The organism is Pelagibacterium sp. (assembly GCF_965249125.1).
GTDB lineage: Bacteria > Pseudomonadota > Alphaproteobacteria > Rhizobiales > Devosiaceae > Pelagibacterium.
Window position 1 is genome coordinate 3,810,319 of sequence record NZ_OZ252217.1, and the last position, 14,672, is coordinate 3,824,990.

Below are 14,672 nucleotides of genomic sequence, written 5' to 3' on the forward strand. Positions count from 1 at the left end.
GCGTGTGCTTGCTAAACGGTTTTGAGCCGGCTTTCAAGGCGTGCGCTTGCCAAGAAAGCGCGGCAAAAGCGATCAGGATTCCGGTTTTTCAAGAGTCGGCAGATTGTCGTTTCCCTCGGAACTCCCATCGGCCTTCTCCCCCTGGTTTGCGGGCCTTGGAACCGAAAAAGCGGGAGCCACTTTTTCTGGAAGCCCTTGAGGCGAAATATCCTCATAGAGGGTGGCTGCCACGGTCGCCGAACCGCGCCGTTCCGCAATGGCGACGATGCGCAGGACGCGCAATCTTGCGTGGATCTGGATGGTCAGCCCGTCTCCCGCGCCGACCTTGCGGTCGGTATCGAGGACGCGCTGGCCGTTGACCCGCACGGCGCCGGACTCAATGAGTTTCTGGGCCAGTGTGCGGGTCTTGGTGATGCGGGCATGCCAAAGCCATTTGTCGAGGCGCTGGCGGTCCTGCATCTGGGCGGCCATGGGCCCTATTTGCGGGTCTTGAGCGCGGCGAGCGCTGCAAAGGGCGAATCGGGGTCGATGGGCTTTTCACGGCGCTCGGGACGGGGCCGGTCGTTTCCGCGATTTTCGTGGCTACGATTGTCCTGGTGTCCGCCCTTGCCGTGCTGACCGGGCTTTCCGCCCTTGCCCTTGTGGCGCTGCTGGCCGTCCGGACGTGGGCCGCGATTGCCCTCGCGTTTACCCCGTTCGGGACGCGTGCGCTCGGGACGGCGGCCGGCGGGGAACCAGACCTCGTCGAATTCGGGCTCGGCGGGGGTAGCGTCGGCCTCGGCGGGTACAGGGGCCGGTTGGGCATCGGCGGCTGCATCGAGGGCCGGAATGGGCGCGTCGGCGACGGCCTCGGTCACAGCCTCGAGGGGAGCGCCTTCGAGCGCGGCTTCGGCGATTGCAGTTTCGGCAATCGGTTCGGCGGGGGCGGCCTGGGCTTCGGTGGCTGGCGCTGATTGCGCGGGCGCTGGCTCTGCCGGTGCCTTGGGCGTGCGGCGGAGGCGATAGCCGAGCGATTTGAGGATCGAGGCGAAGTCTTCGCCCGCGCAGCCAAGCAGCGAGGTCATTTCGACGGTGACGCGGAAGCCGTTGGCCTCGGCGGCGCCTTCGGGGGGAGGGGTGTCGACGGGACGGTTGGCGTCATAGGCGACGAGCGGGCGGATGATGTCGGCGAGGCGCTCGAGGATATCGACACGCACTATGCGCTCGCCGGCGACTTTAAAGCCCGCGACCTCGTAAAGACGGCGGTCGAAGGTCTTGTCGATCGGGAAGGACGTGCGGCCCGACAGGATGATGTGGGGCAATTCGGAAATGCCCGGCTGGCGCACGCCGCCATTCTTGAGCCCCCACAGGATCAGCGCCAGCTCACGCGGGGCGGGCTTGAGGGTTAAGGGCAGATATATGTGGTGGGCGCCGAATTTGACACCGAGCTTGCGCAGCTTGGCGCGGGTGTCCTGGTCGAGCCCCTTGACCTCGTCGGCGATTTCGGGCCGGGCGATGATGCCCAGATTTTCGGCGAGCCGGAAGGCGATGCCGCGAGCGGCGCCTTCGAGTTCGGCCGGTTCGAGCAGGGCGATGACCTGCTCGAGCTGGGTGTTGATCGTGTGGCGCAGCCAGAGCGAAAGGCGGTCGTCGACCTTTTCCAGATCGGGGCCCGAAAGGCTTTCATCGGCCAGAATGATGATGCGGGGGGCAAAAAGGGTGGCGCCTTCGGCCAGCTCGGCGACCACCTCGCCGCGCCAGCGGATGACGCCGTCGGTGGCGAGGACGAATTCCTCGTTGGGCGCGCCAGCCAGCCGGTCGGCGCGTTTGGCGATTTCGGGGGCGACGACAGTGGCTGCCGCAGTGCGCAGGTTTTTCGAATCGGCTTCGCCGTCGATGCGCGAGAGCGTGAAGCGGAACCCTTCGATCGTGCCGATGACATGGCCTTCGATCGCGAGTTCTCCATTTTCGGTGATTTCTGGTGATACCATCTGCTTGTCTCTAAGATGACGCATCAACACACTGGTCCGCCGGTCGACGAAACGCTGGATAAGCCTTTCGTGCAGGGCGTCGGACAAAGCGTCCTCGATCGCTCGGGTCGTTTTTTGCCAGTGAGTGGGGTCTTCCAGCCAGTTCCTGCGGTTAGAAATGAAAGTCCAGGTCCGAATCTGGCGGATTCGGTTGGACAGCGTATCGATGTCGCCGACGGTATTGTCGCAGAACCTGACCTGCTCGGCAATCCAATCAGCGTCTATCCTTCCGGCCAATGCGAGGCCGGAGAAGACACGGGTGACGATTTCGCCGTGGGCGGCGGGGGAAATGTCGCGAAAATCGGGAATCTGGCAGCAGGCCCAGGCCAACTCGACCCGTTCGCGGGAACTGGCAAGTTGGCCTTCCTGGTGGCGCAGGAGGAATTCGAGGGCCCGCTGGTCGGTGGCGACGGGCACGCGGGTGAGGGCGGGATGGCCGGGGGTGACTTCGAGGCTGGCATGCAGCGCGGTCAGGGATTTGAAATCGAGGTCGCGGTTGCGCCACTGGAGCTGTTTGACGGGCGCGAAATCATGGGCTTCGAGCGCGGCGATGGTTTCCTCGTCGAACGGATCGGTGCCACCGGTGACCCCGAACGTGCCGTCGCGCATGTGGCGCCCGGCGCGCCCGGCGATCTGGCCGATTTCGGCGGGGGTGAGGGGGCGGAACTGGCGGCCGTCATATTTGGAATCGGAGGCGAAGGCGACGTGGGTGACGTCGAGATTGAGCCCCATGCCGATGGCGTCGGTGGCGACGAGAAAGTCGACATCGCCGTTCTGGAACAGATCGACCTGGGCGTTGCGGGTGCGCGGGGAGAGCGAGCCCATGACGACGGCGGCGCCGCCCCGCTCGCGGCGCAGCAGTTCGGCGATGGCGTAAACTTCGGAAGCCGAAAAAGCCACGATGGCCGAGCGGCGCGGCAGACGCGAGATTTTGCGCGAACCGGCCCAGGTGAGCTGGGAAAAACGCGGGCGGAAGGCGATTTCGGCGTGGGGCAACAGGCGCCGGATCACCGGTTCCATGGTCTGGGCGCCCAACAGCAGGGTTTCGGCGCGGCCACGGGCGTGCAGCAGGCGGTCGGTAAAAACGTGGCCGCGATCGAAATCGGTTGCCGTCTGGATTTCGTCGATGGCGAGGAAATCGACCATCATGTCGGTGGGCATGGCCTCGACCGTTGCCACCCAATAGCGGGCAGCCTTTGGCACGATCCGTTCTTCGCCGGTGACCAGGGCGACCGCCGATTCGCCGACCCTTTCGACGACCCGGTTATAGACCTCGCGGGCCAGAAGGCGCAGCGGCAGGCCGATGACGCCGGAGCGATAGGCCAGCATGCGCTCGATGGCATAATGGGTTTTGCCCGTATTGGTGGGGCCGAGCACGGCCTTTACGGCCTGGGATGGAATTGAGGTCATCGGCTCTGGGAAAGGGCAAGGTAAAGGCTTTTGTCCCGCAAGGTGGTGTATCAAAGCGGGAAAGGCAATGGCCGGACGCCATCCAAACTTAACAATTTGAACGAAAACGGAACAAACGCGAACCGAATCGGGGAGCGGGCCCGAATCCTGATTTGTTCCCTACAGCATATGGTGGTGCGGCGGGGCGGCGGGATACTAAAGCGGCGCTGATTGCGATTGCGGGGGCTAAAGAGTCGTCAAAACCGTTCATTTCGGTTGCCATCGGGTTAACGGGCCGGGAATCGGAGCAAGTGCTTATGAAGCGTTAAGGCGATTTTTTTGTGCCTGGCGGCGGCGTAAAGGCGAAAAGGCCGGCCGGCCGGGGCAAAAATTCTTTCATTTTGACGAAAAAGATTTTGACCGTCCCGGAATGGGACGCGGGGGCGAGAGGCTTGAGTGCGTGGCAAATGGCGATTTCGAGCCAGAGCGGTCGGAAAATCGGCACCACACTAATCGCAAATAAAAGTTTGCAAAATAATCTTTGCAATTGTAGTCTCGGCGGCAACAGCCATCGAGGTCGTCCCATGCGTGAAATTTCAAGAATCGTACCCGGCCCCAAGGCGCTCAAGGCGCTGACCCATCCGGACCGGCTGAAAATGCTGGGTATCTTGCGCATGGAGGGGCCGCAGACGGCGACGACACTGGCCGAGCGGCTGGGGCTCAATTCGGGGGCGACGAGCTATCATCTGCGGCAATTGGCCGAACACGGGTTCATCGAGGCCGACGAGGGGCGCGGCAACAGGCGCGACCGCTGGTGGAAGGCGCGGCACGAGGCCACGATGATCGAGCCCTCCGAGGCTGAGCCGGGCGAAGCGCTCGATGCCAGCATGGCCATGATGCAATCGGTGATTTCCCATCATGCGGCAGCGATGCAGCGGGCCCATGACGGGTTCAACGATCTGCCCCAGGAGTGGAAGAAGGCGCAGACCTTTTCGGACTACACGATTGCCATGTCGGCCGAAGCGGCAAAGAGGCTGATGGACGACATCCATGCCCTGCTTATCAAACACAAGACAGAGGCGCCGGCGCCGGGCGAAAAATTGGCCGAGGGCTGGCGGCCCTTCACTGTGCATCTGCACGGCTTTCCCTATCAGCCCTTCGGCATGGGAGTAGACCAATGAGCGGGCGGCGGGATTTTTTCGCGCTGGCCGTGGCGCAGACTTTTTCGATTTCGGGCACGCGGCTGTCGTTGATCGCCATTCCCTGGCTTGTCCTGACGGTGACCGGCGATCCGGTGCTGACCGGGCTGGTGGTGTTTGCGGAGATGGCGCCCTATGTGCTGGCCAAGGCGCTGGGCGGGCCGTTGATCGACAGGATCGGGCCGCGCCGGGTTTCGGTTCTTGGAGATTTTTTCGGGCTGTTTGCGGTCGGCGCGATACCGCTTCTTTCCGCATTCGACCTGCTCAGCGTGCCCTTGCTGTTTCCGCTGGTCGCACTTGTGGGGCTGTTGCAGGGCCCCGCCGACGCCGCCAAGCACGCGCTGGTGCCGCTGGTGGCGCGGCGCGGCAAGTTGCCACTCGAGCGGGTGACGGGCGTTGTGGGCACCATCGAGCGGCTGGCCTCAACGGTTGGGGCCGGCGCCGCGGGGGCGTTGGTGGCGATGGTGGGGCCGGCGATGGCGCTCACATTCAATGCCGTGACGCTGGGCTTTGCGGCGGCGATCCTGCTGTTTGGCGTCAGGCCGGGAACGAAAGAAATCGCCGAGGCAGACGCGCCAGAGGCAAAGACCAGCTATGGCAGCGAACTTAAGGAGGGCTTTGCTTTTCTGCGCGGCGATGCGGTGCTGGTGGGGATCGCGGTGATGGTGGCGGTGACCAATCTGCTCGATCAGGCCTACGCCGCCGTTCTGGTGCCGGTCTGGGCGCAGGAGGGCGGGCGCGGGGCGGAAACGCTGGGGCTGGTCTTTGCCGTGATGTCAGGGTTTTCGGTGCTGGGGGCCATGGTGGCCACCGCGCTGGGTGAAAAGATGCCGCGGCTGGCTGTCTATGTCGGCGCCTTCATGATCATATCGCTGCCGCGCTTTGCGGTGTTCGCGTTCGACGCGCCGCTGGCGGGGATATTGGCGACGCTGGCTGTGGGTGGGTTCGCTTCGGGGTTTCTAAACCCCATCCTTTCGGCGGTAATCCTTGAGCGGATACCGGAAAAGCTTGTGGGGCGCGTCTCATCGCTGGTCACCGCCTCGGCCTGGGCGCTGATGCCGTTCGGGGGGATTTTCGGCGGCGCGCTGATCGCCGGGCTGGGGCTGTCGGCGGCGTTCTGGGTCGCGGGGGTCTTTTATCTGGCGATGACGCTGATGCCGCTGGTGTTCAAAGGGTTTCGCGGGTTTTCCGAGCGGCCGCTGGAAGCGGGCCGGGCGCGCGCAATTTAAATGCGCGGCGGGCGGTTGCTGGCGAGCTGCAAACGGCGCGCGGTGCTGGTCGGCGTGAAACTGAAGATTGCGATTGTTGCCAACCACGCAATGCTAAGGGGCGGAAAGAAAAGAGGCATGAAAAGCATGAGGAACACCCCAAACGCCAAGCCCCAAGGCCCAGCTGGGAAACCCAAACGCAACAGAAGCAGAATGGCGAATGGCAACAGTACCGGGAGGAGGCCGATCAGGGGGTGCCAGCCGGCATCCCGTGCACGACGGATCGAGATGCCGACAATGGAGAGAAGAAAGATTACCAATGCCGCCAGTGTGGCGTAAATGAAAATTGCCATCCCGGCTCCGCATGCGCCGGAGGCTGCCGAGCAATCCCTCATCGACAAGGCAAAGAGCGTGAGGGCTGCGGCGAAGACAGCAAAGACAACAGCGGCCCTGATCAACAGCGCAATGAAATAAGATTTGCCGCTGAGCGGTTTTGTAAACATCCCGACTTGTCCCCCTTAGTCGGGGACATAAAGGCCGCAGGTTTCGGAGCAATCAAGGCGCGCTTGCTCGCTTGGTAAACGCCCCTGGCTCAGTTGAGCCCGACCAGAACCATCGAAATATCGCCAAAGCTCGAGCCCATCAGGACACGGTAGGGGATGAAAAAGCCCGAATCGCGCAACGGCATGTACCAGACCAGCATGCGGTTGGAATCACGCAGATAGGCGGTGATTTCCGAGGTTTCGAAATGGCCGGCGATGGGCACGTAGCGCATGGCGCACAGGACCACGGGGCCCTGATAGGCGGTGCGGGTGGAGGTGGCGGTGGTGGTTTCGACATAGCTTAGCGGCATGTCGAAGCGCTCGATGCCGGTATAGATGCGCAGGGTGCGATTGCACAGGGATTGATCGAGCGCCTGGCCGCGCAGGATGAAGGCGGCGAGCGGGTCGTTGACGCCGGAGCGGTGGGAAGAATTGACCGGTACACGGTCGGGATTGTCGACCAGCGGGGGCGTGACGTCGCCAACCGAGGCATTGCCGCCCGAATAGGCGGTCTGGAGCGCGAAGCGCTCATTGGCGGTGCGGGTTTCGAGAAAAAAGCGGCTCGATTGCAGCCCGTCGGCGGTGATCGACCCGCCCGAATTGACGGCGCCCGAGCCCTGCGCGACCACCTGGGCGAGGCCGGTGACGTCGGCCACGACGTCGAGCTGATAGCCCGAGTTTTCGAGCCCGAGCCTGATGTCGATATTGGACACGTTGATGCCGCCGATGGAGACCACGTAAGAGGCGATGGAGCCGGTCTGCTGCGCGGTGGCGGGTGCTGGGGGACCAAAAGCGATGAGGGCGCCGAGGGCGAGAGAAGAAAGGGAAAGGCGTTTCACGCGTGTCTCGTTCATGTTCATACGGCCAGAACCGGGATTCGCGCCCCACGAATCAGATGAAGGGTTACGTTGCCCGTTGCGATTCGGCCTGTCCAGCACCGGGAAGTCACAATCGGGCATCAAGATGGATGCTAGCGCTTGACGGGCGGGGGTGCTTTCTCTATATCCCCGGCCAAAGTTTCCACTTTAGAACCCAGACCGGTTGACTGGGGGCTCGCCCCGGTCCCGATACGATTGACAGGAATTAAAACAATGGCACGGCGCTGTGAACTCACCGGCAAGGGCGTGATGACCGGCAACAATGTGAGCCATGCGCTCAACCGGACCCGCCGCCGCTTTCTGCCCAATCTTTGCGATGTGACGCTGATTTCCGAAGCGCTGGACCGTTCGGTCAAGCTGCGCGTTTCGGCTTCCGCGCTGCGCACCGTCGAGCACCGTGGCGGTCTCGATGCTTTCCTCATGAAGGCCAAGGACGAGGACCTTTCGGTCCGCGCGCTCGGCATCAAGAAGGAAGTCCGCGCCGCTATCGCCAACTAAGGCGAAACGACGCGCAGGAATTTACGCGCCGCGTGAGGGTAGCCTGACGCGGCGTTTTTTGTTTTCTATCCGGTCGCGTTCTCGAACCGGAAAAGTGGTAGCCACTTTTCCTGAGAGCGCTCCGAAGATGCACCGGCCATCTGCCGGATCGCGTCGACGAAAACGGGGCATTGTCCCCAACATCAATCCGGCGGTCATCTTGCCGCTTTTGGACAAAAGGATAGCGACGCTATGGGCGTGCGTTTTTTCTGGGCCGTTCTGGCCATGGCGGTGGTGGTCACCGCGTCGAACTATCTCGTTCAGTTTCCCGTTGAAGCCTCGCTCGGCGCTGTCAATCTCGCCGATATTCTGACCTGGGGCGCTTTCACCTATCCGGTGGCCTTCATGGTCAACGATCTGACCAACCGCCATTTCGGGCCGGTGCCGGCGCGGGTGGTGGTGCTTGTGGGGTTTGCCTTCGCGGTGATCTGGAGCATTTTTTTGGCCTCGCCGCGCATCGCTATCGCTTCGGGCTCGGCGTTTCTTGTCGCGCAACTTCTCGACGTTTCGATCTTTGACCGGCTGCGGGCGGGCAAATGGTGGCATGCGCCGCTGATCTCGTCGGTGCTGGGCGCGGTGATCGATACGATCCTGTTCTTCGGCATCGCCTTTGCGGCAGCGTTCGTGTTTCTCGATACCGGGCTGGGGCTGGAAGACGGCTCGCTCCCCTTCCCGACCCCGTTCCTTTCGGTGGGGCCCGACGTGCCGCTCTGGGTGTCGCTGGCGGTTGGCGATTTCCTCGTCAAGATCCTCGTGACCCTCGTGCTGCTGGTGCCCTATAAGGCGCTGCGGCGGGCCATACCGGACCGGGTCGTGTCGGTGGCATAATGGAGAAAGGGGCCGTTAGATCAAATCCGCTTTTCTACGAATTGCGGACTTGATCTAACTCCTTGTTTTGTCGCGCGTCCGAACCGCAAAACCGTTTCCACTTTTGCTGGACGCGCTCTTGGCCCCTTTTTATTTGCTCTTGAGGTAGGCAACGAGAATATCGAGGGCGGCCTTGAGATCGGATTTCTCGATCATTTCGGCGACAGTGTGGATGTAGCGGGTGCCCACCACGATGCCAATGGCGCGGGCGCCGGCGGCGGCCTGCTGGGCGGCGGCGGCGTCCTGGCCGCCCGAGGCGAGGATGGAGCGCTGGACGGGGATATCTTCCTTTTTGGCCAGCGCTTCGATCTCTTCGACGAGATCGAAATCGGCGATGAACGAGCCGTCCTTGATGGTGAGGCCCACGCCCTTGCCCTGGGCGGTGACCATCTCGTTTTCAGGCACGCCCGGCGTGTCGCAGGCCAGCGTCGTATCGATGCCCAGCCCGATATCGGGCAATACGGCAAAGGCGGCGGTGCGGGCACCGCGCAGGCCCACTTCTTCCTGGGTGGTGAAGGCGACGTGGATCTCGCAATCATGGTCGACCCCGCTTTCGGCGAGGGCACGGATGGCCTCGATGCCCAGCCAGCAGGCGACGCGGTTGTCGAGCGCCTTGGAGACGATCTTTTCGCCCATTTCGATCAGCGGTTCGTCCATGACGATGAAATCGCCGACCTGCACCTTGGAGCGCGTTTCGGCGCCGAAACCGATGTCGACGAAGAACTCCCTGATCGCGGGGATCTTCTTTCGGTCCTCGGGCGATGAGATGTGCAGGGGGCGGCCGCCCGCGTTCATCACACCGGGATAATCGCCATCGGGGGTTACGACCTTGACGCGGCGGGCGAACAGGGTGCGCGGATCGAAGCCGCCGACATTGTCGATGTGGATCCAGCCCTTTTCGGACACATGGGTGACGAGGAACCCGATCTCGTCCATGTGGCAGAGCAGCATGATCTTGAGCGGGTTTTTGGCTTTGGTGCGCGAGCGGCGCACGGCGATCAGCGAACCCATGGAATCGGTTTTGACCTCATCGAACAGACCTTCGATTTCGGTTTCGATCAGTTTGCGCACGCGGTGTTCGCGGCCGGGGACGCCGGGGGTTTCGCACAAGGCGCGCAGCAGGTCGATGTTCATGGGGAACTCCTAGTCGGGAAGAGAAAATTCGAGCAGCAGGGTGCGCTGGAAGGAATTGAAATTGTCGTCGGAAACAATGGTGATACGGGTTTGGCCGTCGGGCAAGGTGCGCACGCCCAATCCCTCGAAATTGTCCACGGCGCTGCCCGATCCCGAAAGGATCACCTGGCCGGACATCGCGGCGCCAGGGCGGACCATGTCGGCGGGGATCAGCCGGATCTGCATGGAAAAGGCGAGAAAGGCCAGGCCGCGCTCGAGGACGAGCAGATCGCCATTGGGCAGGAAGGCGCAATCGGTGGGATTGACGCCCGGCGCCATTTCCAGCCCCAGATCGCCGCGATCCCGATTGCCCAGCAATGTCGCGGCCCATTGGCCGGACGTCCGGGTGTGGGCTTCGGTGATGATAAGGGTCGAACCGGCGACCGGGGAAGCGGGCGGGGCGATGCACACCGATTCAATGGCTTCATTGGTGCGCAGGTCGGTGAGCCAATGGGGGATGGCGATTTCGCGGGCCGGACCGGCGGGGCGGCTCGCGACAAGATCGAATTCGGCGATACGGCTGAGGTTTTCAAACCCGACACGCGCGGCGGCGGGCCGGCCGTTGCGGAAAACGATTTCGATGGCTTCGGAATCGGACGAGAATTTGCTGGGCAGGGGATTGCCCGAGGAATTGCGGATAATATCGATTTCGACATCGGATAGACCGGCGGGGGCGCCATCGGCCAGGTCGAGCGCGCCCGAGAGGAACCGGCCCTGATCTGTGACCATGACGAACCGGGCGGCGTCGATGAAGGCCAGCCCCGAGATCCCACCGAAATCGGGGTGGGGGCTGGTCAATTGCAATCCACCTTCAAAAATCAGACTGCCCACCGGGGCACCGATCGAAGCGTTGCGGAAGCTGGTGATGGGCAGCGACGAAACCGCGACCGCTTCGGCGCTCGGGGACTGGGCGGAGGCCGGTGCGGCCGCCCAAAGGAGCGAAATGGCAATCAGAGGGGCGCTGGCAGAAAGTCTCAGCGCCGCCTCCGGGCTTCACCGGGCAGCTCTTCATCGAACAGGGCGGCCAGATTGTCGGTCATGGCGCCGGCCAGCTCGTCGGCGTCGAGGATGGTGACGGCGCGACGATAATAGCGGGTGACGTCATGGCCGATGCCGATGGCGACCAGTTGCACGGGCGAGCGGGTTTCGACCTCCTCGATCACGGCGCGCAGATGGGCTTCGAGATAATTGCCCGGATTGACCGACTGGGTTGAATCATCGACCGGGGCGCCATCGGAAATCACCATGAGGATGCGGCGGTTTTCCGGGCGGTTGACGATGCGCTTGTGCGCCCATTGCAGGGCTTCGCCGTCGATGTTTTCTTTCAGCAACCCCTCGCGCATCATCAGGCCGAGATTGCGCTTGGCGTGGCGCCAGGGCTCGTCGGCGCCCTTGTAGATGATGTGGCGGATGTCGTTGACGCGGCCGGGATTGGGCGGGCGTCCGGCATCGAGCCAGGCTTCGCGCGATTTGCCGCCCTTCCAGGCGCGGGTGGTAAAGCCGAGGATTTCGACCTTCACGCCGCAGCGCTCCAGGGTGCGGGCGAGAATGTCGCCGCAGATGGCCGCGATGGTGATGGGCCGGCCGCGCATCGAGCCGGAATTGTCGATCAAGAGCGTAACGCAGGTGTCGCGGAATTCGGTGTCGCGCTCGGCCTTGAAGGAAAGGGCCTGTAGCGGGTCGGTGACCACGCGGGTCAGCCGCGCGGTATCGAGCACGCCCTCTTCGAGGTCGAAATCCCAGCCGCGGTTCTGCTGTGCCATCAAACGGCGCTGTAGCTTGTTGGCCAGCCGGGCGACGGCACCGGCAAGATGTTCGAGCTGCTTGTCGAGCAATTGGCGGAGCTGGTCGAGCTCTTCGGGCGGGCACAGATCGGCGGCGGCAACGATCTCGTCGAACTTGTCGGTGAAGATTTTGTAGTTGGGCTGATTGGACAGGCGCTGGTCGCCTTCGCCCTGGGGGGGCGGGGCGGGGGCGTCCTCGCCGGCTTCGGCCTGGGCGTCTTCGTCGGTGTCGGCGCTGTCGGCTTCCATGCCCTCGACGTCGCCGGTTTCCTCGTGCTCGCCCGGCGCCTGGTCGGTGCCGTCCATCTCCTGGTCCTGGGCGTCGCCGTCCTGCTCGTCCTCCTCGCCATTCATGGCCTGATTGTTCTGGGCATCCTGATCGGAGCCCTCGGAATCGTCCTGGTCGAACTGGTCGGGATCGGCCTCGGCCAGAAGGTCGAGATCGCGCAGGATGGAGCGGGTCTTGCGCGAAAATTCGGTCTGGTTGTCGAGCAGGCCGGCCAACTCATCGAGCGATGTGCCGATCTTGCCTTCGAGCTTTTCGCGCCAGAGATCGACAAGGGGGGTGCCCGAGGGCGGAATGGGGATGCCGGCGACCTTTTCGCGCATCATCAACCCAAGCGCTTCGGCAAGAGGTGCGTCGGCGATGTCGCTCACATTGGCGTAGTTGGCCCGGAACAGCCGGTCTTCGATCATCTCGGCGATGTTGCCGCTCATGCCGGCCATGCGCGAGCAGCCCAGCGATTCCACGCGTGCCTGTTCGAGCGCGTCGAAGGCGGCCTTGGCGTCGGGATCCCTTGGGGCAAGGCGGCGATGGGTGTCGGCATCGTGGCTGGCCATGCGCATGGCCATGGCATCGCCCTGGCCGCGGGCTATAGCGATGTCGCGGGACGTCGGCAGGCGGGGCAGGGCGGCCAGCCGCGCCTTGTCGGCGGTGAGGATGGGGCGGTCGGCGGTAAAGGAGACTTCGAGATCGTGCTTGCCCGCCACCGTGCGCAGTGCCGCGCCGACGGCCGCCTTGAACGGGCCGGTGGGATCGGGCTTGTTGGCTTTTATGCGCGGGGGCTGGGCCATCTGTCTCTTCGTTTCCTGTCGCCGGGGAGGAAGGCCCCCTCACCCGGCTCTTCGAGCCGACCTCTCCCGCAAGGGAGAGGTAATGCACTTGGGCCTCCCCCCGGGGTCACCTCTCCCTTGGGGGAGAGGTCGCCGTGTCAACGGCGGGTGAGGGGGCCTTTGCGGCCTTATGCCGAGATCGCCAGGTTGGCGGCGGATTCGGGTAGGTCGACGCCGAACACGCGCTGGTAGAATTCGGCGACCACGGGGCGTTCGAGCTCGTCGCATTTGTTGAGGAATGTCAGCCGGAAGGCAAAGCCGATATCGCCGAAAATTTCGGCGTTCTCGGCCCAGGTGATGACGGCGCGCGGGCTCATGACGGTCGACAGATCGCCGTTGATGAAGGCCGAGCGGGTGAGATCGGCGACGCGGACCATGTTGGAGACCAGTTTGCGGCCTTCATCGTCCTTGTCGTAGCTCTTGGCTTTGGCCAGAACGATGCCGACTTCCTTTTCGTGCGGCAGATAGTTGAGCGTCACCACGATCGACCAGCGGTCCATCTGCCCCTGGTTGATCTGCTGGGTGCCGTGATAGAGGCCCGAGGTATCGCCAAGACCGATGGTGTTGGTTGTGGCAAACAGCCGGAAGGCCGGGTGTGGGCGGATAACCCGGTTCTGGTCGAGGAGCGTCAGCCGGCCCGCCACTTCGAGCACGCGCTGGATCACGAACATCACGTCGGGACGTCCGGCGTCGTATTCGTCAAACACCAGGGCGATATTGTTCTGGACGGCCCAGGGCAGGATGCCGTCGCGGAATTCGGTGACCTGCTTGCCGTCGCGCAGGACGATGGCGTCCTTGCCGACAAGGTCGATACGGGAAACGTGGCTGTCGAGGTTGACGCGGACCAGCGGCCAGTTGAGCCGGGCGGCAACCTGTTCGATATGGGTGGATTTGCCGGTGCCGTGATAGCCCTGCACCATGACGCGGCGGTTGAAGGCGAAACCGGCGAGGATGGCAAGGGTGGTGTTGCGATCGAACAGATAATCGGGGTCGATCTCGGGCACGTGGTCGGTGTGGGTGGCGTAGCCCTTGACCACCAAGTCGCTGTCGATCCCGAACAGATCGCGCACTGAATACTCGGTGTCGGGCAGGTTGGAAAACTCAGTCATGATTTGCCTCGTCTCGGGCGCACCGGAACCCATGTTTTTCCGATGCTAAGGCGCGTTCGGTTCGCGTCTTTGGGGAAAATTCGGAGCGCTTATAGCAACACAACTGCCATAAACCTAGAGCAGCCGATGCCGCAAGCGTCCGGGAGGTGTTTCGCCGGGGTTTTCGCATTGCATAAAGTCAGACAAAGCCGCGCTGCTTGAGGTGGTTGTAGGCCGAGATGATGTTGCGCAGCCGGTCTTCGGACCCCTTGTCGCCGCCATTGGCGTCGGGATGGTGGAGTTTGACCAGGGCCTTGTAGGCGGATTTGATCTCGATGGAAGCCTTGCGGCCATCGAGGCCCAGCACCTCGAAGGCGGCGCGATCCTGACCGGTGAGCGTGATGGCGCGCTCGGCGCTTTCGCCCTTGCCGCCGGCATCCTGTCGGGCGCGCGAGCGCAGGCGGGCGAAGACGCCATTGACGTCGCGGAACTGGCTGCCCGTATAATCGCGGGGTTTGAATTTTTTCGGCTGGGGATCGGATTTGCCGAAGCGGTTGGAGCCATAGGCCCAGGTTTCGCGGCTGCCCGGCGCGTTCATCTTGGTGGCGTGATCGGCGATTTCCTCGTCATCCATGCCGGAGAAATAATTGTAGGCCTTGTTGTAATGGCGCACATGCTCGAGGCAGAAATTGTGGAACTGGCCTTCCGAGCGCGCGCCCTTGGGGGCCTTGTGCATGCCGGGATTTTCGCACCCTTCCCAATCGCACCCCGGATGCGCCGCGACCTGCTCCTCGACCTGAGTGCGGCGGGGCTTGATGCGAACGGAATCAAAGATCTTGGACTTGGAGTTGATCGACATAAGAGCGGACAGGGACCTTGGTTTGG

At 63.2% G+C, this 14,672-nt stretch carries 13 protein-coding genes; 4 read left to right on the forward strand and 9 right to left on the reverse strand.

The features are described from left to right. Positions 1–72: 72 nt before the first annotated feature. A complete protein-coding gene (locus ACP148_RS18590; RefSeq protein ID WP_421952299.1) occupies positions 73–471 on the reverse strand; it encodes an RNA-binding S4 domain-containing protein in 399 nt (132 codons plus the stop codon). A gap of 5 nt (positions 472–476) precedes the next feature. Next, the gene (locus ACP148_RS18595; RefSeq protein ID WP_421952298.1) at positions 477–3,419 is read right to left on the reverse strand and encodes a helicase-related protein; all 2,943 of its coding nucleotides are present in this window, start codon (positions 3,417–3,419) and stop codon (positions 477–479) included. 563 nt (positions 3,420–3,982) lie between these two features. Between ACP148_RS18595 and ACP148_RS18600 the strand changes: the two genes are divergently transcribed. Then, positions 3,983–4,579, forward strand: a complete 597-nt coding sequence (locus tag ACP148_RS18600) for an ArsR/SmtB family transcription factor (RefSeq protein WP_421952297.1) — start codon at positions 3,983–3,985, stop codon at positions 4,577–4,579. After that, positions 4,576–5,826, forward strand: coding sequence for an MFS transporter (locus ACP148_RS18605; protein WP_421952296.1), 1,251 nt, complete (start codon positions 4,576–4,578; stop codon positions 5,824–5,826). Before ACP148_RS18600 ends, ACP148_RS18605 begins: the two co-directional genes overlap by 4 nt. Here ACP148_RS18605 and ACP148_RS18610 read toward each other — a convergent pair. Together ACP148_RS18610 and ACP148_RS18615 are read right to left on the reverse strand one after the other, a co-directional pair. Continuing rightward, positions 5,823–6,308, reverse strand: a complete 486-nt coding sequence (locus ACP148_RS18610) for a hypothetical protein (protein ID WP_421952295.1) — start codon at positions 6,306–6,308, stop codon at positions 5,823–5,825. The genes ACP148_RS18605 and ACP148_RS18610 overlap by 4 nt on opposite strands. A gap of 89 nt (positions 6,309–6,397) precedes the next feature. Then, the gene (locus ACP148_RS18615; protein ID WP_421952294.1) at positions 6,398–7,186 is read right to left on the reverse strand and encodes a DUF3108 domain-containing protein; all 789 of its coding nucleotides are present in this window, start codon (positions 7,184–7,186) and stop codon (positions 6,398–6,400) included. A 252-nt stretch (positions 7,187–7,438) separates the two neighbouring features. Between ACP148_RS18615 and rpmB the strand changes: the two genes are divergently transcribed. Further along, positions 7,439–7,723: a 50S ribosomal protein L28 gene (gene rpmB, locus ACP148_RS18620; RefSeq protein WP_421952293.1), complete on the forward strand. Its 285-nt coding sequence runs from the start codon at positions 7,439–7,441 to the stop codon at positions 7,721–7,723. A gap of 231 nt (positions 7,724–7,954) precedes the next feature. Beyond that, positions 7,955–8,590, forward strand: coding sequence for a VUT family protein (locus ACP148_RS18625; protein ID WP_421952292.1), 636 nt, complete (start codon positions 7,955–7,957; stop codon positions 8,588–8,590). Positions 8,591–8,719: 129 nt separating this feature from the next. On the opposite strand, the gene ACP148_RS18630 is transcribed toward ACP148_RS18625, so the two are convergent. The 5 genes from ACP148_RS18630 to ACP148_RS18650 form a co-directional block, all read right to left on the reverse strand. Further along, positions 8,720–9,763, reverse strand: coding sequence for a M42 family metallopeptidase (locus ACP148_RS18630; RefSeq protein WP_421952291.1), 1,044 nt, complete (start codon positions 9,761–9,763; stop codon positions 8,720–8,722). A gap of 9 nt (positions 9,764–9,772) precedes the next feature. Next, on the reverse strand, positions 9,773–10,600 hold the full coding sequence (locus tag ACP148_RS18635) for an esterase-like activity of phytase family protein (protein WP_421952290.1): 828 nt from the start codon (positions 10,598–10,600) through the stop codon (positions 9,773–9,775). Between the two features lie 176 nt (positions 10,601–10,776). Beyond that, positions 10,777–12,660 carry a cobaltochelatase subunit CobT gene (cobT, locus tag ACP148_RS18640; RefSeq protein WP_421952289.1) on the reverse strand — a complete coding sequence of 628 codons (1,884 nt, stop codon included), beginning with the start codon at positions 12,658–12,660 and terminating at the stop codon, positions 10,777–10,779. Between the two features lie 167 nt (positions 12,661–12,827). Continuing rightward, positions 12,828–13,808: a cobaltochelatase subunit CobS gene (gene cobS / locus ACP148_RS18645; protein WP_421952288.1), complete on the reverse strand. Its 981-nt coding sequence runs from the start codon at positions 13,806–13,808 to the stop codon at positions 12,828–12,830. Between the two features lie 178 nt (positions 13,809–13,986). Further along, positions 13,987–14,646, reverse strand: a complete 660-nt coding sequence (locus ACP148_RS18650) for a J domain-containing protein (RefSeq protein ID WP_421952287.1) — start codon at positions 14,644–14,646, stop codon at positions 13,987–13,989. Positions 14,647–14,672 lie beyond the last annotated feature (26 nt).

Excerpts from the sequence above, each read along its gene's own strand:
- cobT (WP_421952289.1), bottom strand. The coding sequence starts at position 12,660 with ATGGCCCAGCCCCCGCGCATAAAAGCCAACAAGCCCGATCCCACCGGC.
- rpmB (WP_421952293.1), top strand. The coding sequence starts at position 7,439 with ATGGCACGGCGCTGTGAACTCACCGGCAAGGGCGTGATGACCGGCAAC.
- ACP148_RS18595 (WP_421952298.1), bottom strand. The coding sequence starts at position 3,419 with ATGACCTCAATTCCATCCCAGGCCGTAAAGGCCGTGCTCGGCCCCACC.
- ACP148_RS18605 (WP_421952296.1), top strand. The coding sequence starts at position 4,576 with ATGAGCGGGCGGCGGGATTTTTTCGCGCTGGCCGTGGCGCAGACTTTT.
- cobS (WP_421952288.1), bottom strand. The coding sequence starts at position 13,808 with ATGACTGAGTTTTCCAACCTGCCCGACACCGAGTATTCAGTGCGCGAT.
- ACP148_RS18625 (WP_421952292.1), top strand. The coding sequence starts at position 7,955 with ATGGGCGTGCGTTTTTTCTGGGCCGTTCTGGCCATGGCGGTGGTGGTC.
- ACP148_RS18610 (WP_421952295.1), bottom strand. The coding sequence starts at position 6,308 with ATGTTTACAAAACCGCTCAGCGGCAAATCTTATTTCATTGCGCTGTTG.
- ACP148_RS18650 (WP_421952287.1), bottom strand. The coding sequence starts at position 14,646 with ATGTCGATCAACTCCAAGTCCAAGATCTTTGATTCCGTTCGCATCAAG.
- ACP148_RS18600 (WP_421952297.1), top strand. The coding sequence starts at position 3,983 with ATGCGTGAAATTTCAAGAATCGTACCCGGCCCCAAGGCGCTCAAGGCG.
- ACP148_RS18590 (WP_421952299.1), bottom strand. The coding sequence starts at position 471 with ATGGCCGCCCAGATGCAGGACCGCCAGCGCCTCGACAAATGGCTTTGG.
- ACP148_RS18630 (WP_421952291.1), bottom strand. The coding sequence starts at position 9,763 with ATGAACATCGACCTGCTGCGCGCCTTGTGCGAAACCCCCGGCGTCCCC.